This window comes from Roseibium sp., assembly GCF_965276855.1.
Taxonomy (GTDB): Bacteria; Pseudomonadota; Alphaproteobacteria; order Rhizobiales; family Stappiaceae; genus Roseibium.
In genome coordinates this window covers 4741513-4758280 of record NZ_OZ255700.1, presented here as the reverse complement: position 1 = coordinate 4758280, position 16768 = coordinate 4741513, and the positions used below count along the sequence as shown (strand labels likewise).

Genomic DNA, 16768 nt, shown 5'->3' with positions numbered 1-16768 from the left:
CAGCGTTCTAACGTCCGTTCGGGCCATCCAAAGCAGTGCGGTTTGCGTAAGCAGGGCAAAAAACAGCGCTGGACATTGCCTTATGACGATCTTTTCGCCGACCCGCGAAGCAGCTCTCCAATACCTTGATGATTTTACACCGCAGATGGGCCGGGCCTATGCAGCTCAGCGGAACTATGATCGCGGCCCAGGCAAGCACACATCCGTTTCCTGCTTGTCGCCGTTCATCCGCCGGAGGTTGATCAGCGAGCAGGAAGTTGTGACCGCAGCCCTGCAAAACCACGGTCTTGATGGCGCTGAAAAGTTCATTCAGGAGGTGTTCTGGCGTGGCTATTTCAAAGGCTGGCTCGAACGCCGCCCTGCGATCTGGACCTCTTATCGACAAGGGCTGGCCGCCGACCTGGAGGATCTGGTGACAAACAGCGGCCTGCGTCAGGCAGTGACCCGTGCGGAGGCCGGGCAAACCGGGATCGACTGCTTTGATGCCTGGGTGGATGAGCTCGTCCACACTGGATACCTCCACAACCACGCACGTATGTGGTTTGCGTCCATCTGGATCTTCACGTTGAAGCTTCCCTGGCGGATCGGCGCAGATTTTTTCTATCGCTACTTGCTGGACGGAGACCCAGCCTCGAACACGTTGAGCTGGCGTTGGGTTGCCGGACTGCATACGCGCGGCAAGACCTACGAAGCCCAAGCCTGGAACATCGCGAAGTTCACAGGTGGTCGGTTTGCGCCGGAACGCTCAGACTTCGAAATCGGAGTGACGTCACTGGATTGGAGCGAGCCGAACGGGCTGCCGTCCGCGCAACCGACACGAGATTTTGTTGCGCCGGAACCGGGCAAGGCAACGGCTCTTCTGCTCACCGAGGACGATTGTCTGCCAGAAACACTGATCCCAGACGCCATCGACCTCGTTGCAACCGCTACGCTGACATCAAGTGACCTGAGATCACCACGACCTGTTCCAGACCACATTCGGTCATTCGAAGCAGGAGCTTTAGAAGATGCTGCACAACGGATTGGACAGGCGGCGACAAGGTTGAACACCGCTTCGCCGGCCCCAATCATTGAGTGGGCGGCAGAAGCCGGAGCCAAGCAGATCGTCATGCCCTACGTCCCGACCGGACCACTCAAGGACTGGCTGGACGCATCCCGATCGAAGCTCGAAAACCATGGCCTCACCCTGACCGAAATCCGGCGTCCCTGGGATGATGCGATCTGGCGATATGCAACGGCCGGTTTCTTCAAGGTGAAGAAGGAGATTCCAAACATCCTCAATCGACTGGAGATCGCATGACAGAACCGGTTCGTATCGGCATCATTGGGGCCGGCATGACAGGGCTCTCTTGTGCCCGAACACTCAAAGATGCCGGGCACACGCCTGTGATTCTGGACAAAGGCCGCGGAATTGGCGGGCGCCTCGCGACCCGGCGGGCCCACAATGGCCTTCAGTTTGATCATGGCGCGCAATACATCACAGCAAAGACTGAGGAATTTCAAAAACTGATCGAAAGCCTCATGTCCGTTGATGCCGCCGGTGAATGGGACATGGGCGAGCGGACTGGCTTTGTCGGCGTCCCCTCAATGAACGCGCTTGCAAAAGCCCTGGCCGGTGACCTCGACATCCGCCGGCAAGCACAAGTGAGTTCGGTCACCGAGACCGAAGGCCATTGGTCCTTGTCCATCGGTGAAGAAACCCTTGTCTTCGACCGATTGATCACGACCGCCCCTGCCCTGCAAACCATGGCTTTGCTGGGCGCGGACCACCCGATCTCAAAACAGGTCGCCCATGTCAGTCTCTTGCCCTGCTGGACCTTGATGGCTGCCTTTGACGATAAGGTTGACGCTCTACCGGCTTCCCACCGCGACCCGGACGCCCCGCTGGCCTGGATCGCGAATGAGAAAACCAAGCCAGGGCGCCCCGGCCGGACTGCACTTGTCGCCCAGGCAAGTCCCAACTGGAGCGAAGACCATCTGGAACTCGACAAAGCCGTCGTGGCTGACCTGATGCTGAGCGAGCTTTGCAAGACCCTAGACCTTGACCGGGGCAAAGTGGTTCATATCGACGCGCACCGGTGGCGCTATGCCAAGGTCGGCACTCCGCTCGGACAACCGTTTCTTTCAAACGCGTCGAAAACGCTTTTCCTCGGCGGTGATTGGTGCCTCGACGCTCGTTTGGAAGCCGCGTTTCAAAGCGGCACTGCAATCGCGGAAGCCCTTCTAAACGAGCTATGAAGCAGCGTTTTCAACCAACACACCGGTCAAACCGAACAGATTCCCTTAACGAGAGAGGCTGCAAGCATGGATTTGCCGATCGAGAACGTCCAATCCTATCCACGGCCACCGATTGTCGAACCGGTCCCGCAGCGGATCCTTGTTGTTCTGGGATCCGTGGAGATCGTTGATACCACGCGGGCCCTGCGGGTACTCGAAACCCATCACCCGCCCACCTATTACATTCCCCCGGAGGATGTGAAAGCTCATTTGCGCCGCCTCCCGCAATCCACCTTATGTGAGTGGAAAGGCGCCGCAACCTATTTCGATGTGTCAGCCGGCACCCGGACGGCAAGGGCCGCCGCTTGGTGCTATTCGCGGCCGACACCCGAATTTCAGGCGCTCAAAGACCACCTCGCCTTCTACCCCGGTAAAATGGATCTCTGCCAGGTGGGTTCAGAGCGCGTCGATCCGCAAGCCGGAAAATTCTACGGCGGCTGGCTGACTCCGAACCTTCAAGGAATACCTAAAGGTGCCCCGGGGACTGAACACTGGTAACCGGATCAGACCCACTTCCCACTAACGAAAACGGGCGCCCATTGGGCGCCCATTTACATTTGATTTCAATATCTTCAGTCCGCAAGCGGAACTTTTGGAACAAGGCTTTTCTTGGACGAACCGCCTTTATCCGTTGGCTTTGACGCCTTGGTGGTCGCCGCCTTGGCGGCCGGTTTGCGCTTGCGCTTTGGCTTTGCCTTGGTAGTCGCTTTCGGCTTGGCCTTTGGCGGTGTGGCGCGTTCTTCAACGCTCTCCAAGAGCAGACCGTTGCCGTCTTCGGACACCGAGACCTTGACCATGCCGCCCTTCTTGAGTTTGCCGAACAGCACTTCATCCGCCAGAGGCCGCTTGATGTGCTCCTGGATGATCCGGCCAAGCGGCCGGGCTCCCATCTGACTGTCGTATCCCTTGTCGGCGAGCCATTTGACGGCGTCGTCGCCAAGTTCGAAGGTGACGTTCCGGTCTGCAAGCTGGACTTCCAGCTGCATGACGAACTTCTCGACGACCTTGTAAACAACTTCGACCGGCAGATTGCCGAACGGGATGATCGCGTCCAAACGGTTGCGGAACTCCGGTGTGAACAGCTTGTTGATCGCTTCCTGATCGTCCCCTTCCCGCTTGATGCGGTTGAAGCCCACCGGCATTTTGGCCATATCGGCCGCACCTGCGTTGGTGGTCATGATGAGGATGACATTGCGGAAGTCGACCTGCTTGCCATTGTGATCGGTCAGCTTGCCGTGATCCATCACCTGCAGAAGGATGTTGAAGAGGTCCGGATGGGCCTTTTCGATTTCATCCAAGAGCAGGACACAGTGCGGATGCTGATCGACGCCGTCGGTGAGCAAACCGCCCTGATCAAACCCGACATAGCCCGGAGGTGCGCCGATCAGGCGGGACACCGTATGCCGCTCCATGTACTCCGACATATCGAAGCGGATGAGCTCCACACCCAGGGAGGACGCCAGCTGACGCGCAACCTCGGTCTTGCCCACCCCGGTCGGGCCGGAGAACAGGTAAGACCCGATCGGCTTGTCCGGCTCGCGCAATCCGGCACGGGCCAGTTTGATGGCGGATGCCAAAGTCTCGATGGCATTGTCCTGACCGTAAACGACGCGCTTCAGATCCTTGCCAAGGTTTTCCAGAACCTCTGCATCGTCCTTGGAGACCGACTTCGGCGGGATCCGCGCCATCGTTGCGATGGTGTTCTCGATTTCCTTCACGCCGATTGTCTTGCGGCGGCGGTTTTCCGGAACCAGCATCTGGCTTGCCCCAGTTTCATCCAGAACGTCGATGGCCTTGTCCGGCAGTTTCCGGTCGGCAATGTACTTCGCCGACAGCTCAACGGCCGTCTTGATGGCGTCGTTCGTATACCGCACCTTATGGAAGTCTTCGAAATACGGCTTCAGACCCTTCAGAATGTCGATGGCGTCCGGAATGGTCGGCTCGTTGACGTCGATCTTCTGGAACCGGCGCACAAGGGCCCGGTCCTTCTCAAAGAACTGACGATATTCCTTGTAGGTCGTCGAGCCGATGCAGCGGATCGCACCAGATGCCAGCGCCGGCTTTAAAAGGTTGGAAGCATCCATTGCCCCGCCTGATGTGGCCCCTGCCCCGATGACCGTGTGGATCTCATCGATGAACATCACTGCACCCGGGTAGTCCTCGATTTCCTTGACCACCTGCTTCAGGCGCTCTTCGAAATCACCGCGGTAACGCGTGCCTGCGAGCAGCGCGCCCATGTCGAGTGAGAAGATCGTGGCATCCTGAAGCACTTCAGGAACATCGGAGTTGACAATGCGATGGGCCAGACCTTCGGCAATTGCGGTCTTGCCGACGCCGGGATCACCCACGAACAACGGATTGTTCTTGGACCGGCGGCACAGGATCTGAATGGTCCGCTGGATTTCATCATCCCGCCCGATCAGAGGGTCGATCTTGCCCTTTTCCGCCTTCTCATTGAGGTTGACGCAGTAAGCTTCCAGGGCGTCTGTTTTCTGTGCCGGCTTTTTCTCGGCTTCGTTGCCGGAGAGAACGTCTTCTTCTTCCGCGCCCTCAACCGGACGGGTCTCCGACATGCCAGGACGCTTCGCGATCCCGTGGGAAATGTAGTTGACCGCGTCGTAGCGGGTCATGTCCTGGTCTTGCAGGAAATAGGCTGCGTGGCTTTCGCGCTCGGCAAAGATTGCCACGAGCACATTTGCACCGGTCACCTCTTCGCGCCCTGACGACTGAACATGAATAACAGCGCGTTGAATGACACGCTGGAAACCGGCAGTCGGTTTGGCGTCCTCATCACTGTCGGTGACAAGGTTGTCGAGTTCGGTTTCGATGTATTCGATCAGGTTCTGGCGGATCGTGTCGAGATCCACATTGCACGCCCGCATGACTGCGGCCGCGTCCTGGTCATCCAGCAACGCCAAAAGAAGATGCTCAAGCGTTGCATACTCCTGCTGGCGCTCATTGGCGAGTGCCAAGGCTTGGTGGAGGGCTTTTTCAAGACTGCGCGAGAAAGAAGGCACGTTTGTAGGTCCTCACTTTTTTTCCATGACGCATTGCAGGGGATGCTGGTGCCGGCGCGCGAAATCCATCACCTGGGTCACCTTGGTCTCGGCGACTTCATACGTATAGATTCCGCATTCCCCAACGCCGTGATGATGCACGTGCAGCATGATGCGCGTGGCTTCTTCACGGTTCTTTTGAAAGAAGCTTTCCACCACATGAATCACAAATTCCATGGGTGTGTAATCATCATTCAAAAGCAGCACGCGATATAGGTTTGGCCGCTTGGTGACTGTTTTTGTCCGGGTGACAACGACCGTTCCGGCGTCGCCACCGTCCTTGTCATAATCAGGTCCAGCAGTCATTTCCGTTACACTCGTATGTGTCACTCCAGCCCTAACCGTCTCATTTCCAATAGGCCCGCTTAGCATTCAGAGCTGGTCCGGGCCTTGATCTTACGCAGGTCACATTCCGCCGGATATCCGGCCTTTAGATATGTAATCCTGCCGCGCCCGAGGCACTTTCGCAATGGTCGATTTCATCAACATCTGGGCATTTGGTGTCCCGGATGCATCAGCATGTTGTCGATTACGGATGTAGGTCTCTAAAATCCGATTAAAAGACCGTGCTTTGAGCGAAAATCATCCAGCGTTCTCACCACAGCTGGGCAAAAAGAATAATTGGGTAAATCCTAAAAACAAAAAAACCCGGCCGTAACCGACCGGGTTTTCGAAAACTGAGCCCGGGGCACGCCCCCGGCGATGGCAGCTTACTTGCCGAATTTGCCGATGATGCCTTCGTACGGCTTGTAGGCGTCTTTGGACAGATCCGTGACCATTTCACCAATCTTCGTCATTTCGCCAACAAAGCTTTCGTAGGAAGTCTTCACATAGTCAGCCTGAGCTTCAAATGCGGTGTCCAGGGACTTGGAAGCAACCAGCTTCTCAACAGCAGCAGTGCCTTCTTCGAAGGATTTCTTCTGATAATCAGCAACCTCAGCAGCAATTGCCTGAAATCCTTTGCTCATGGAGCCGAATGATTCCATGGCCATGTCCATGCTGTCTTTGCTCATTTTCTGGATTTCATCGAAGTTGTTCATCATGTCGTTTGCCCTTCTCCGGCGAGCCGGTTGCCAGTGCCATATACTGTGACCCGTCTGGACTGTCCGGCGCGCTTATCGCTTTACCTAACGCAAGCTTCATAATGCGCTGCACAATTTCTGTCAAGGTGATTTTGCAATGCAAAAACAACTTATACGCGAATACTTTAAGTAAATCCCGAAAAGCTAATCACCCCATCGGCGGATGACAGCCGACTCTATCATCAAATCCGCAGCCGAGACACGTCCCCGCCCCAATATGCGCTGCCGGAGTTTTCGCAGCTAGATTTCCGCATCGCACAGGAAATGGGCAAAACAGAAGAAACAGCCCTGATTACGAAAAGAAAAAAAGTCCAAATATTCTTTGTCAGCCAAATATAACAAGAGAAAATTCAACACCTAAACTTCATGCCGCTTTCCCCGGAAACAAAAGAATTGCATTTGAAAATAATGACACAAAATTAGATCCACAATAACCCCAATGCATACATCAACCCTGACACCCAACTGGCCAAAGACCAAGTTTACACTTGATTAACCATAACAAAAAACAAAATTTTTAAGTGTTTTTCTGGTATCTCCTTTACACATTCGTAACCGTGATTCCATCAAATAGCACCTGAACTTCGCGGACGGCTCGAATGAACGGCCTGGGGCTGGCCGATCACCCCCGTCCACAAACAGAAACGCGTGACCCGAATTGGGAAAAGTAACAGTGTTAGGTATGCGTTCTTCACGCTCTGCGCGAATGATTGGCCGTCTCGGCAAGATGCTTGTCGTCGGCACTCTTGTGCTCTGCGCCCCAACCGTGGCTTCGGCCAATCCGAAATATGCTGGCATCGTTGTGGATGCCAAGACCGGCAAGACCCTTTATGCGGCCAATGCGGACGCCTACCGGTTCCCGGCCTCGCTGACGAAGATTATGACCACGTACATCATCTTCGAAGAGCTTGAGGCGGGTCGGCTTTCCATGTCCAGCCGTTTGAAAGTCTCAAAAAACGCTGCTGCTGAAGTGCCGTCGAAACTCGGCTTGAAACCGGGCAGCACCATTTCGGTGAAAGATGCGATTGGTTCGCTGGTCACCAAATCAGCCAATGATGTGGCAACCACCGTTGCGGAAAACATCGCCGGTTCCGAATCCGCATTTGCCAGACGGATGACCCGGACAGCCCGCCAGCTTGGCATGTCCAAGACAACCTTCCGCAACGCACATGGTTTGCCGAACTCGAAACAGCGGACCACTGCGCGCGACATGGCGACCTTGGGTCGTGCGATCCAGGAGCGGTTTCCGGAGTACTACAAACTCTTCAACACGCGGGTCTACAAGTACAAAGGCCGCCCTTTGCGCAATCACAACCGGCTTCTTGGAACCGTCCGCGGTGTCGACGGGATCAAGACCGGTTACATCCGGGCGTCCGGCTTCAATCTTGTGACATCGGTCAAACGCGACAACCGGCACATTGTTGCCGTTGTCATGGGCGGCCGTACCGGCGCACGCCGGAATGCCCATATGACCGACTTGATCGGCAGGTATCTGCACAAAGCCAGCAAAGGCCGCCGGACAGCTCCTTTGATTGCCTCCGCAGGACCCGTCTTTGCGTTTGATGCGGCTACTCTGAAGAGCCCGCCTCGTCCGGCCATAAAACCGGGTCGCGACATGGGGCCTCCAGTCACAGGTGCCCCGGTTGTTCTTGCAAGCGCATACGCACCGGCGAAGGCGCCTGAGGACGCGCTGGCCGCCAATCAGGTCCCCGCTCCCGCCCCAGTTCCCGGCTTCGGCAATCAGGTACCAATCCCGCCGAGGGCCGTGAAATCCCGCTTCAACGACACGTTCGCAGTTGCAACATCACTACCGCCGATTCCGAGAACCAGCCCGGACGCGTCGATCACGACACAGTCGATTTCAAAGACGGCTCTACTTCAGGCGGCGCGCCCGCAGGCGGGTATCGATCTGCCGGTCCGTAATGACGAGCAGGCTCCAAGCGCTCCGATCCCGGTACGCACTGTCGCAACTGAAGCCATTGAAGTCATCCCGGCGGCCGAAGTCGGTGCAACGCAGACAGCGTCATTGTCGCAAAAGATCGACGCATCTTCAGAAGAACTGGCGCAGGGCGATGCTGACGAAAATGAACGCGTTGACGTCGACACTGCCGAACCTGCTATCGCGGTCTCTGGCTGGCAGGTGCAAATTGCTGCCGCCGAAACTGAAGCCCAGGCTATGGCCCTTCTTCAGAGAGCTGAAGCACGGACCGGCAATGCCTTGAACAACCGCACACCTTTCACAGAGCCAGTCGAAGCCAATGGCACGACCCTCTACCGCGCCCGTTTTGCCGGGTTCGACAACAAATCTGCAGCCCGTCGGGCTTGCCGTACCTTGAAAAAGGCGAAATTCGCCTGCTTCGCCATCTATGAGTAATTGAGTAACGGATGTCGTTAATGTCTTCTGAGAAGCGTGTCTTTCGCCTCGTTGATTTTCGCCGCGAGGAAACCGGAGCCTCCTTGGTCGGGATGGACCCGCATCATAAGCCTGCGGTGCGCGGCTCGGATTTCCGCGTCCCCGGCATCGGGCGAAAGCCCCAGGATCTGGTAGGCCTCCTCATCTGTCATGGGGCCCGAGCTCGACGCGCCTCTCTCCCGATCTGTGGCATCCGCCTCGAAGTCTTCACGCCAACCGGCAAGCCTGCGGTCGAGATAAGCTTCGACTAACTTCAGGCTTTGATCGTCCTGATGAGCTTCCTGCCAAAAGGTCTGCAGCTCATCATCTGCCAGGTCATCCAGCCGACGGCCCTGAAAACTGCCGGCGAGGACCGTTCCCGATAAAGCACCCGTGTCATGGTCCAATTCCATTTCGACCATGGCAGACCGCACCTGAGACTGCTGCCCGGCAGTCTTTTGAGGATTGTAGCCCGACAAGTTCCGCAGTCCTGCCAACCCAAGCAGTGACAGCCCAAACCCAAACGCCGGGATTGCCAGGGCAAACCGGCCAGTCACCGCAAACACGCCCGCAAGAATCATCAAGAAAATGCCGCCATAGGTGCGGATAGACTGCGCGAGCCTGGCCGGGTTGGCCTGAACGAACTGCCGCATCATGGCAATGAAAACGACAAGCAGCACAAGGCCGAGAAGCAAATAGATCATGATGACGGCTTGAGTTGCTCCAACAACAATCGGGCGCCCTGCCCGCCTTTCTTTTCAAATGCAGTCAGCGCCTTGTGGCCGCCGCTGGCGAACACAGCAACCGCCTTCAAGAGCTCGGAGAGTTGACGCGCAGCACCGGCATCAAACGGACAGTAAGCTCCGTTCGTCAAGCGGGCGATTTCGCGAAACGCGCTCTCAGCAACCGGATCCCGGCCTTCTTGAAAAAGGAACATCGGCACACCCAGAAGGCCGAGCTGCCCCGCCTTGTCGCATAAGGTGTCGACGTTTTCTTCCATGCAGTCGCCGACATAAACAACCGCCGCAATTTTCTCTTTTTCTGCCGCGCTGATCGCAGCTGAAAGCACTTTACGGATCTGCGTGTGACCGCCTTGGCAGGTAATCCGGCTCATCACTCCGGCCAGTTCATGACCAGTTTCAAACCAACGCGAGGCTCTGCACTCGCCAAAACCGCGGAAGTAAACCAGTTTGATCTTCAGGCTGCCAATCGAAGCCGCTTCCTGAAACATCTCGCCCTGCAGCTGGCAAGCCGTGTCCCAGGTGGGTTGCCGACTCATTGTTGCATCGAGCGCGAAGATCAGCCGGCCGGAGGTACCCGGGGCTGGCCGCGGCGCTGACTTCACCTTGTCGAGAAAAGCGGACACATCAGCTTCAGTCGAACGGACAGTCTGATCCTGCCGTTTCGCCGGAGTGTTCATGCTGTCCCGTGTGTTTGCCAAGTTTGAGTGTCCCTTGTCCTGCCGTTCACATCACGAACTTGGTTGTTGAGACCGTCTACGTCAACGATTTTACCGCAATTGCCGCAGGCGGTTTGCGATCAAATGAGACAGAGTTCGGTAAGATCCCGCCGCATCCCATCCGGCATGTTCTGAACATCTCCCCCGGCCCGGATATCCTTGGGTGCATCTTCGGCCTTTAGATAGCGCCACCCTTGGAACGGCCGTTTCGGTTGATACTGTGTGAGGATCAACCGCGGTTCCAAGACCAGGTCGCAGCGCTTCACACCGGCGTCGTCCGTGAAGGGCCGGATATCCAAGAGATGCTGACGTGCCTGGATTTTTCCCTTGATGACCCAATAGAGGGACCCGCCATCCAGCAGCTCCTCACGCCGGGTCGGCACCATACGTGTGGTATGGGTGGTGTGCGCGCCAAGCCCGGCCGCCCGCGCCTGCTCGACGCGAAAGTCGATCCAAGCCTGAAGGCTCTCGACGCTATCGGCCCCCACACAGAGTTTCACAAGATGCAAGGTCATGAAACTGACCTATCAGTTAACAAAGCAAGGTCAAGAGAGCGACTGCCTGCAGCGGTGGATAGTGATTATAACAAACGCTCTCGCTCTTGCGCTTGAAGCGGCAAACCGGTCATTTCATAGAATGGATGTATTCGTTACAGGTGGCACGGGCGGGATCGGCTCGGCAGTGATCAAACAGCTCGTCGAGGAGGGCTGCCAGATCATCGGTCTTTCCAGGTCAGATCAATCTTCGGAAAAACTGCGCCACCTCGGCGCCTCGGCTTACCCCGGCGATCTGCGGGATCCCAGCACCTGGGTTGAGCGGGCAACGGCTTGCGATGCCGTCGTGCATATCGGAGCAACATTCTCGCCCGACATGGGCAGGGTTGACCGGATCGCCATGCTGGAGATGAAAAAAGCGGCTCGACATCGCAAACAACCGCTCAAGGTTGTTTATACCGGTGGGATTTGGCTGTACCCGCCCTGCAAGGGGGGAGATATGCTCAGTGAGAAGACCCCGTTTTCACCTCTGCCGGCTTTTCGCTTCATGAGCGAGAGCATCAAGACCCTCTCGACAGGGACAGATCTTGCCCTCTCGGTGATCCACCCTGCCCTCGTGTGCGGACCAGATTTTGGTCCGATCGCAGAGATGACGGCCGCCCTGAAAGCGAGCGGCCGCTTCGAAACAAGGGCTTCCACCGATACGTCATGGCCACTGGTCGAAGTTTCCGACCTTGCCCGGCTTTATGCGCTTGTACTCCGTCAGACCCGGTTCCGCATGTCCGTCATTGGAAGTGGTATTGGCGGTGTCTCCGTAGATCATCTGGCAAGCCATATCTCAGCGCGACATGGCAAGCCTCTGGAAATCATCACACAGCCCTCCCCGGAGGGTATTGATCCCGATCAGGACTGGGCGGCCGGTTACGCGCTTTCCCAATCGGCAGACAACACACACGCAAAACGGCTTCTTTCCTGGTCTCCGGAACACTCCACGATTGAAGATCTTGTGGTCACGCTCTCCAGGTAACTATGACCTCACAATGCGCGCGAAGACTTTATCAATATCCGTCCGGTAGCCTTCGGGGATCACTAACGGACCGGATGATCGACTTTGCGGCTTTTCCTCTCGCTCGTCCTGATTTGGATGCTCTCAGGTACTGTTCTGGCAGATACCACACAGCCGCTTGGGAAGTTTCATGTCATCGACACGGCCGGCTTTGTTGAGCGGGACGGCAACCGTGCGCCACTCACGTCCGATCTTGAGACAGGCGAACTGACGCTTCAAAGAAATGCGTCGGGCAATCTGGTTTTGACGGTCAATGAAACGGAAATCGAGCTTTTCGAAGTTGAGAACGGGCTCGCTGGTCTCAGTTGGAATGCAGGCAACACGTCCTTGCTGGATGCCAGGGACATTCTGGATCTGAGCCCTCACACGTCGCCAGAGCAAGTGCGTGCCTGGGGAGCGAATGTCGCATGGCCTGGTCAGGGCCAGGTCCAGCTCGTGCTTTTGCCGTTGCGCGAAAATGCTTACAGCGGCTTTTTGATCAGTCATCCCGGAAACAGCACCGTGGTGCGCCAGATGGAGCTCCGGAAAATTCTCGGACCGCCAAACCGCCCGGCACAAAAACCGACTGTCCCGGCACCCGTCTTGAATTGAACGCTTCAGAACTCGGGGATTTCACCGCCTGTTCGGACTGCCAGAAAGCAAAAAAGCCGCAGCGATCGCTCCGGCTTTTGTGTTTCGTGCGCCCTCAGGCTTATTTGGCGATGGCGACGGCTTGTTGGGCGTTGTCAACGTCGTTGAACAAAAGAACCATGGCGAGTGCGATGCCAACGGCACCTACTGTCCAGAGTGTTACGCTCCAACAAGATTTCTGCACGTTTTCGTCCATAAAATCCCTATATCGTTTTCAGCCGCTGCAAGCCGCTTCCGGCTGCAAATGTGGCGCGAGTGAGGCGAGGTGGTAAACGATCCCTTACCTGTTCGCAAGTGCAAAAATCCGGCATCAGTTCTGCAATTTTCACATTGCCGGATTTTCTTTTTATTTTTAGATGTTTAGTGGCACGTGAGGAGTTGCACATATGTTCATCAGGTTGCCGTAAACGTAAGACCCTGGCCCAAATTAAGTCCGATTCCATTGGCGCAGTGACACCAGATTTGCGGTTCTCTCTTCGCTCTCCCCCCTTATCACCACCACAGTTGCCTCTGGATTTTCTTCAGCAGCGCTTATGCTGGGCGGAGGTTCCCGATAAGATGCACAGGCTCCGCCACTATCGCTCTCCAAACCTCACGGACTTACATGCACGCCCTCTCTCAACTCGATTATGCCGCCGCCGGTCTGTTTCTGGTCGCCTGGCTCGGTTTCAACCTGCTGATTGATCTGGGCCCGCTGCGCAAGAAAACCTTGTCCTTTGCCATGGAAACGCAGCGGCGGAACTGGATGCTGACCATGGCAACCCGAGAGGTGCGCATCATGGACACCGCAATCCTGTCGGGACTCCAGCAAGGTACTGCCTTCTTTGCATCAACAGCCCTGCTGGCCATCGGTGGCAGCTTTGCCCTTCTGGATGCGACCGATCGCATTCTTCAAGTCGCTGGCGACCTCTCTATCCCGGTTTCGGACAGCCGGGCTCTCTGGGAGATCAAGGTGCTGGGGTTGATGCTGATTTTCGCTTACAGCTTCTTCAAGTTTGGCTGGGCCTATCGGCTTTTCAACTACGCCAGCATCGTCATGGGGGCTGTTCCGGAACGCAGCCAGGGCGATCCGGACGCCATTCGTGAAATTGCCGGAAAAGCGGGCGAGCTCAATGTTCTGGCAGGCCGCCACTTTAATAGAGGCCAGAGGGCGCTCTTCTTCGCCATTGGCTTTCTGGGATGGTTTGCCGGCCCGATCGCCTTCGCGATCCTGACCGTCGCCGTGTTTTTGGTGCTCCTGCGCCGTCAGTTTTCTTCCAAAGCCCGCGCGACCGTAATGTCCGGGCATTTGTCGAACGTTTCTCCAGACGTCAAATTGGGAGAATACACCGACACCGGATCATCAAACCCCTTCACGTGATAACTGCCAAACAGTCCTGAACGGCAGCCCATGAGGCCCGCAACATTGTCGGACACGAGCACCTCGCGGCCCAGGTCCTTGGCCAGTTCCGCAATGCGCGCGGCGAGATTGACGGCTGGCCCGACAACCGTGAAATCAAGACGCGTTTCGCTGCCGACATTGCCATAAAAGACATCGCCGGCATGCAAGGCGATCCCGACGCTCATGTCCGGTGTCACCATGCAGGTTTTCTGCTGATTAATCTCTCCGATCTTCTTCAGCGTGTCCCGTGCAGCCAACAAGGCATTATACGCAGCTGACTTTGCTTCCTCTTCCGTCTCATATGGGAAGATGGCCATCACCTCGTCGCCGATGAACTTCAGCACCTCACCGCCGTGAGCCTCAACGGCTTCGGTCATCGCACCGAAGTATTTGTTGAGGAACAGAACGAGTTTATCGGCAGGCAGACTGTTGGACAGACGGGTAAACCCGCGGATGTCGGCAAAGCTGATCACGGCTTTGATCCACTCGCCCTCACCGCGCCGCGTGGTTCCATCCAGAACCTTCAGGCCAGCGCGCGGACCGACATAAGTATCGAGCACCGTTTCAGCAGTGCGACGCAGCGTTTTGAGTTCGCACACCAAGGCCAACGGCCGCATGATCGAATCGAAAACACTCAGATTCGCGCCAGAAAAACCTCTGGGGGCCTTCGTCGCGAAGGTCGCAACCTTCACAGAGCCATCGGAGAAAGGCATCGGCAGAGCGATGTAATCGGTGTAGCCTTCTTCACGGAGTTCCTGGCAAACCGGAAAATCATCGTCGGTGCCGGCACAGTTTGCGATGTCGACCCGAACCGGTTGTTTTGTTTCATGAACACGCTTGATAGGGCTGCTTTCGTAGTTTGCATCGGCGTCTTCGCCAGGCACATAGCGGCGCAGCTCACGTGTGCCTTCGCTGTCCCAGATCGAGCCTTCCGCCCGGACGTTCGGATGAACGATCCAGATACCAGTTGTCGCACGATCAACCGGCACGCCACCCGCCCGCAGCCGCTGCGCAAGTTCACTAACGATTTCAAGAGTGCCGTCCAGCTGAGGTGCGTCGCTATAAAGCCATTGCACCACATCTGCCGCGACAAGCGGCGCTTCGAGGACCATCTGCCCGCCCTTACTTTTCAAATGAGATAGACCTCATGTGGGTCTCTTAACCGGAGAATAAAAGTGGTGTTTTGCAAAAACTTTAAACTGGTTAAAGAATCATCGGGCCTGGAAACAAGGCACTGCTTCGGCCGGTCAGCCAATAAACCGCCAAGCCGATCCACTCCCGAACACCAATGTCAACGCGCCGCAATCCCTTGGACGCACCATCAAACCCAAGCCCCCAATCCGCGCCACCGCGGGTTCGGTAGTCAACAGGATAGGCCGTCACACCGGTCCATCCGGCAGCTTCAAAAACACCCATGGACCGCGGCATATGGTACGCCGAGGTCACCAAAAGCCAGGTCTGTCCCGGCTTTGGATCGACCAGCTTTTTCGTGAGAACAGCGTTCTCCCAGGTATTGCGGGATTCATCTTCCAAAATGATGCGTTCTGAAGCGATTCCAAAATCGTCAAACAGGCGCGACGCCCCTTCGGATTCCGTCGCCTGGCCCGTGATGATTGTTCCTTGTCCCCCGGTGTGAATGATCAAGGCCTCAGGCAACTGCTTGGCAAGCCGGGCAGCAATCGTCAGCCGTTCCCCGGAAACGGTCAAAGCCGTCTCACCACGCGCTCCTGTGACCACCGTATCGACCGCACCGCCCAGAATGATAACGCCGTCGTAAGATCCGAGCTCTCCCGGTCTGGAAAACCTGTCTTCCAAAGGCTGGATCAACAAGTTTGCTGCCGGGGAAAACCCGCAGATGACGAGGCCAATTGCGCCAATCCAAATAAACCGCCGTCCCCACTTTTGAAGCCGTTTCCTCATCGACATCACCAAGCCGAACACGACCAGCGCGATCAGGAAGTTGGACGGCTGAATGAAAAAGGCGGCAATCTTGGAAAGATAGAAGAACATCTACTTAAATCACTCCGGATCCCAGACCGGCCCCCAGGCGGCGTTGATCAGCCGGCCCCCAGGACTGCCCAAGGCGGAAATTTGAGCCATCTCGCCGCTGTCCAACTCGAAATCGAAAATGTCGATATTGGCTTTTAGCCGATCCGGATTGCGGCTCTTCGGAATGGCGATGACATTCGGCTGCTGCACGTGCCATCGCAATGCGATCTGAACCGGCGACTTGCCGTACTTCTCAGCCAAATCGCGGAACAAGCCTTCTTGGTCCACCCGTCCTTTGACGATTGGACAATAGGCCGTCAGTGACATTCCAAGGTCTTGCGTCGTGCGCAAGAGGGTCCGTTGGCTCAAGAAAGGATGATACTCAACCTGATTGGTCACCAGCTGGCCCCCAGCAAGGTCTTGTGCCTCCCGCAACAAGTCTGACGGAAAATTGGACACACCGATCGACCTTGCGAGGCCGCGGGTCTTGGCCTCCACCAGGGCGCCGATGGTTTCCGCGAGCGGTATATCGGGATTCGGCCAATGAACGAGCAAAAGGTCGACATAATCGGTTTGAAGCTTACGGAGACTTGTCTCTGCCGACATTTTGAAGGCATCGGTGGACAGTTGATCCCACCAGACTTTGGTGGTCAGGAAGAGGTCTGACCGGTTCTTTCCGGATACGCGGATCCCCTCACCCACCTCACTTTCATTTTCATAATAAGCTGCCGTATCCACATGGCTGTAGCCGTTTTGTAAAGCAAATGACACAGTCTGCGAGCATTGTGAGCCGCGCAAATCCCAGGTTCCCAATCCAACTGCCGGGATCGATACGTCGAGAACAGATCTGAAAATCATTGTAAATTCTTCCAAGGATGAAACAGCTGTGATGACAGTCACAGCCATCATTAACGAACACGGTAAAACTGCCCGCAACGTTCG

The 16768-nt window shown here is 56.3% G+C and carries 17 protein-coding genes; 7 read left to right on the top strand and 10 right to left on the bottom strand.

Annotation, left to right across the window (positions count from 1 at the left end; genetic code table 11):
• Positions 1 to 82 precede the first annotated feature (82 nt).
• The 3 genes from ACQY4Z_RS22060 to ACQY4Z_RS22050 all read left to right on the top strand — a co-directional run bounded on the left by ACQY4Z_RS22060 (position 83) and on the right by ACQY4Z_RS22050 (position 2775).
• Positions 83 to 1300, top strand: coding sequence for an FAD-binding domain-containing protein (locus ACQY4Z_RS22060; protein ID WP_428524865.1), 1218 nt, complete (start codon positions 83 to 85; stop codon positions 1298 to 1300).
• A complete protein-coding gene (locus ACQY4Z_RS22055; RefSeq protein WP_428524863.1) occupies positions 1297 to 2238 on the top strand; it encodes an NAD(P)/FAD-dependent oxidoreductase in 942 nt (313 codons plus the stop codon). The genes ACQY4Z_RS22060 and ACQY4Z_RS22055 overlap by 4 nt, the downstream gene beginning before the upstream one ends.
• 66 nt (positions 2239 to 2304) lie before the next feature.
• Positions 2305 to 2775: a DUF427 domain-containing protein gene (locus ACQY4Z_RS22050; protein WP_428524861.1), complete on the top strand. Its 471-nt coding sequence runs from the start codon at positions 2305 to 2307 to the stop codon at positions 2773 to 2775.
• A gap of 74 nt (positions 2776 to 2849) precedes the next feature.
• Here the strand turns inward: ACQY4Z_RS22050 and clpA are convergent, their stop codons facing one another.
• From clpA to ACQY4Z_RS22035, 3 genes are all read right to left on the bottom strand, one after another.
• Positions 2850 to 5294, bottom strand: a complete 2445-nt coding sequence (clpA, locus tag ACQY4Z_RS22045; RefSeq protein ID WP_428524859.1) for an ATP-dependent Clp protease ATP-binding subunit ClpA — start codon at positions 5292 to 5294, stop codon at positions 2850 to 2852.
• 12 nt (positions 5295 to 5306) lie between these two features.
• Entirely contained in the window at positions 5307 to 5639 is a 333-nt protein-coding gene (gene clpS, locus ACQY4Z_RS22040) for an ATP-dependent Clp protease adapter ClpS (protein ID WP_008195276.1), read from the bottom strand.
• 404 nt (positions 5640 to 6043) lie between these two features.
• On the bottom strand, positions 6044 to 6373 hold the full coding sequence (locus ACQY4Z_RS22035; protein ID WP_209178783.1) for a phasin family protein: 330 nt from the start codon (positions 6371 to 6373) through the stop codon (positions 6044 to 6046).
• A gap of 724 nt (positions 6374 to 7097) precedes the next feature.
• Here ACQY4Z_RS22035 and ACQY4Z_RS22030 point away from each other — a divergent pair.
• On the top strand, positions 7098 to 8789 hold the full coding sequence (locus ACQY4Z_RS22030) for an SPOR domain-containing protein (RefSeq protein ID WP_428524856.1): 1692 nt from the start codon (positions 7098 to 7100) through the stop codon (positions 8787 to 8789).
• 17 nt (positions 8790 to 8806) lie between these two features.
• Here the strand turns inward: ACQY4Z_RS22030 and ACQY4Z_RS22025 are convergent, their stop codons facing one another.
• The 3 genes from ACQY4Z_RS22025 to ACQY4Z_RS22015 form a co-directional block, all read right to left on the bottom strand.
• Positions 8807 to 9511 (bottom strand): DnaJ domain-containing protein, encoded by a 705-nt coding sequence (locus tag ACQY4Z_RS22025; protein ID WP_428524854.1) that lies wholly within the window; start codon positions 9509 to 9511, stop codon positions 8807 to 8809.
• Positions 9508 to 10248 carry a VWA domain-containing protein gene (locus ACQY4Z_RS22020; protein WP_428524852.1) on the bottom strand — a complete coding sequence of 247 codons (741 nt, stop codon included), beginning with the start codon at positions 10246 to 10248 and terminating at the stop codon, positions 9508 to 9510. The genes ACQY4Z_RS22025 and ACQY4Z_RS22020 overlap by 4 nt, the downstream gene beginning before the upstream one ends.
• Before the next feature lie 98 nt (positions 10249 to 10346).
• Positions 10347 to 10781, bottom strand: coding sequence for a DUF1489 family protein (locus ACQY4Z_RS22015; protein ID WP_428524850.1), 435 nt, complete (start codon positions 10779 to 10781; stop codon positions 10347 to 10349).
• A gap of 121 nt (positions 10782 to 10902) precedes the next feature.
• Between ACQY4Z_RS22015 and ACQY4Z_RS22010 the strand changes: the two genes are divergently transcribed.
• Positions 10903 to 11787, top strand: coding sequence for an SDR family oxidoreductase (locus tag ACQY4Z_RS22010; protein WP_428524848.1), 885 nt, complete (start codon positions 10903 to 10905; stop codon positions 11785 to 11787).
• A gap of 84 nt (positions 11788 to 11871) precedes the next feature.
• The gene (locus ACQY4Z_RS22005; RefSeq protein ID WP_428524846.1) at positions 11872 to 12417 is read left to right on the top strand and encodes a hypothetical protein; all 546 of its coding nucleotides are present in this window, start codon (positions 11872 to 11874) and stop codon (positions 12415 to 12417) included.
• A 100-nt stretch (positions 12418 to 12517) separates the two neighbouring features.
• Here the strand turns inward: ACQY4Z_RS22005 and ACQY4Z_RS22000 are convergent, their stop codons facing one another.
• Positions 12518 to 12640, bottom strand: a complete 123-nt coding sequence (locus tag ACQY4Z_RS22000) for a hypothetical protein (protein WP_286189900.1) — start codon at positions 12638 to 12640, stop codon at positions 12518 to 12520.
• Between the two features lie 420 nt (positions 12641 to 13060).
• On the opposite strand from ACQY4Z_RS22000, the gene ACQY4Z_RS21995 reads away from it, so the two are divergent.
• Complete coding sequence (locus tag ACQY4Z_RS21995; RefSeq protein ID WP_428524844.1) at positions 13061 to 13816, top strand: DUF599 domain-containing protein; 756 nt, start codon at positions 13061 to 13063, stop codon at positions 13814 to 13816.
• Here the strand turns inward: ACQY4Z_RS21995 and ACQY4Z_RS21990 are convergent.
• From ACQY4Z_RS21990 to ACQY4Z_RS21980, 3 genes are all read right to left on the bottom strand, one after another.
• Positions 13702 to 14949, bottom strand: coding sequence for an adenylate/guanylate cyclase domain-containing protein (locus ACQY4Z_RS21990; RefSeq protein WP_428524842.1), 1248 nt, complete (start codon positions 14947 to 14949; stop codon positions 13702 to 13704). The two genes, ACQY4Z_RS21995 and ACQY4Z_RS21990, sit on opposite strands and share 115 nt — an antisense overlap.
• Positions 14950 to 15040: 91 nt before the next feature.
• Positions 15041 to 15847 carry a YdcF family protein gene (locus ACQY4Z_RS21985; protein WP_428524840.1) on the bottom strand — a complete coding sequence of 269 codons (807 nt, stop codon included), beginning with the start codon at positions 15845 to 15847 and terminating at the stop codon, positions 15041 to 15043.
• Positions 15848 to 15856: 9 nt separating this feature from the next.
• Positions 15857 to 16684 carry an aldo/keto reductase gene (locus tag ACQY4Z_RS21980; protein ID WP_428524838.1) on the bottom strand — a complete coding sequence of 276 codons (828 nt, stop codon included), beginning with the start codon at positions 16682 to 16684 and terminating at the stop codon, positions 15857 to 15859.
• Between the last annotated feature and the right edge of the window lie 84 nt (positions 16685 to 16768).

What these genes read in the sequence shown, in the direction of transcription:
- ACQY4Z_RS22010 (WP_428524848.1), top strand. Translation starts at nt 10,903, where the DNA reads ATGGATGTATTCGTTACAGGTGGCACGGGCGGGATCGGCTCGGCAGTG.
- ACQY4Z_RS22055 (WP_428524863.1), top strand. Translation starts at nt 1,297, where the DNA reads ATGACAGAACCGGTTCGTATCGGCATCATTGGGGCCGGCATGACAGGG.
- ACQY4Z_RS22030 (WP_428524856.1), top strand. Translation starts at nt 7,098, where the DNA reads ATGCGTTCTTCACGCTCTGCGCGAATGATTGGCCGTCTCGGCAAGATG.
- ACQY4Z_RS21980 (WP_428524838.1), bottom strand. Translation starts at nt 16,684, where the DNA reads ATGATTTTCAGATCTGTTCTCGACGTATCGATCCCGGCAGTTGGATTG.
- ACQY4Z_RS22015 (WP_428524850.1), bottom strand. Translation starts at nt 10,781, where the DNA reads ATGACCTTGCATCTTGTGAAACTCTGTGTGGGGGCCGATAGCGTCGAG.
- ACQY4Z_RS21995 (WP_428524844.1), top strand. Translation starts at nt 13,061, where the DNA reads ATGCACGCCCTCTCTCAACTCGATTATGCCGCCGCCGGTCTGTTTCTG.
- ACQY4Z_RS22060 (WP_428524865.1), top strand. Translation starts at nt 83, where the DNA reads ATGACGATCTTTTCGCCGACCCGCGAAGCAGCTCTCCAATACCTTGAT.
- ACQY4Z_RS22035 (WP_209178783.1), bottom strand. Translation starts at nt 6,373, where the DNA reads ATGAACAACTTCGATGAAATCCAGAAAATGAGCAAAGACAGCATGGAC.
- ACQY4Z_RS22025 (WP_428524854.1), bottom strand. Translation starts at nt 9,511, where the DNA reads ATGATCTATTTGCTTCTCGGCCTTGTGCTGCTTGTCGTTTTCATTGCC.
- ACQY4Z_RS22050 (WP_428524861.1), top strand. Translation starts at nt 2,305, where the DNA reads ATGGATTTGCCGATCGAGAACGTCCAATCCTATCCACGGCCACCGATT.
- ACQY4Z_RS21990 (WP_428524842.1), bottom strand. Translation starts at nt 14,949, where the DNA reads ATGGTCCTCGAAGCGCCGCTTGTCGCGGCAGATGTGGTGCAATGGCTT.
- clpS (WP_008195276.1), bottom strand. Translation starts at nt 5,639, where the DNA reads ATGACTGCTGGACCTGATTATGACAAGGACGGTGGCGACGCCGGAACG.
- ACQY4Z_RS21985 (WP_428524840.1), bottom strand. Translation starts at nt 15,847, where the DNA reads ATGTTCTTCTATCTTTCCAAGATTGCCGCCTTTTTCATTCAGCCGTCC.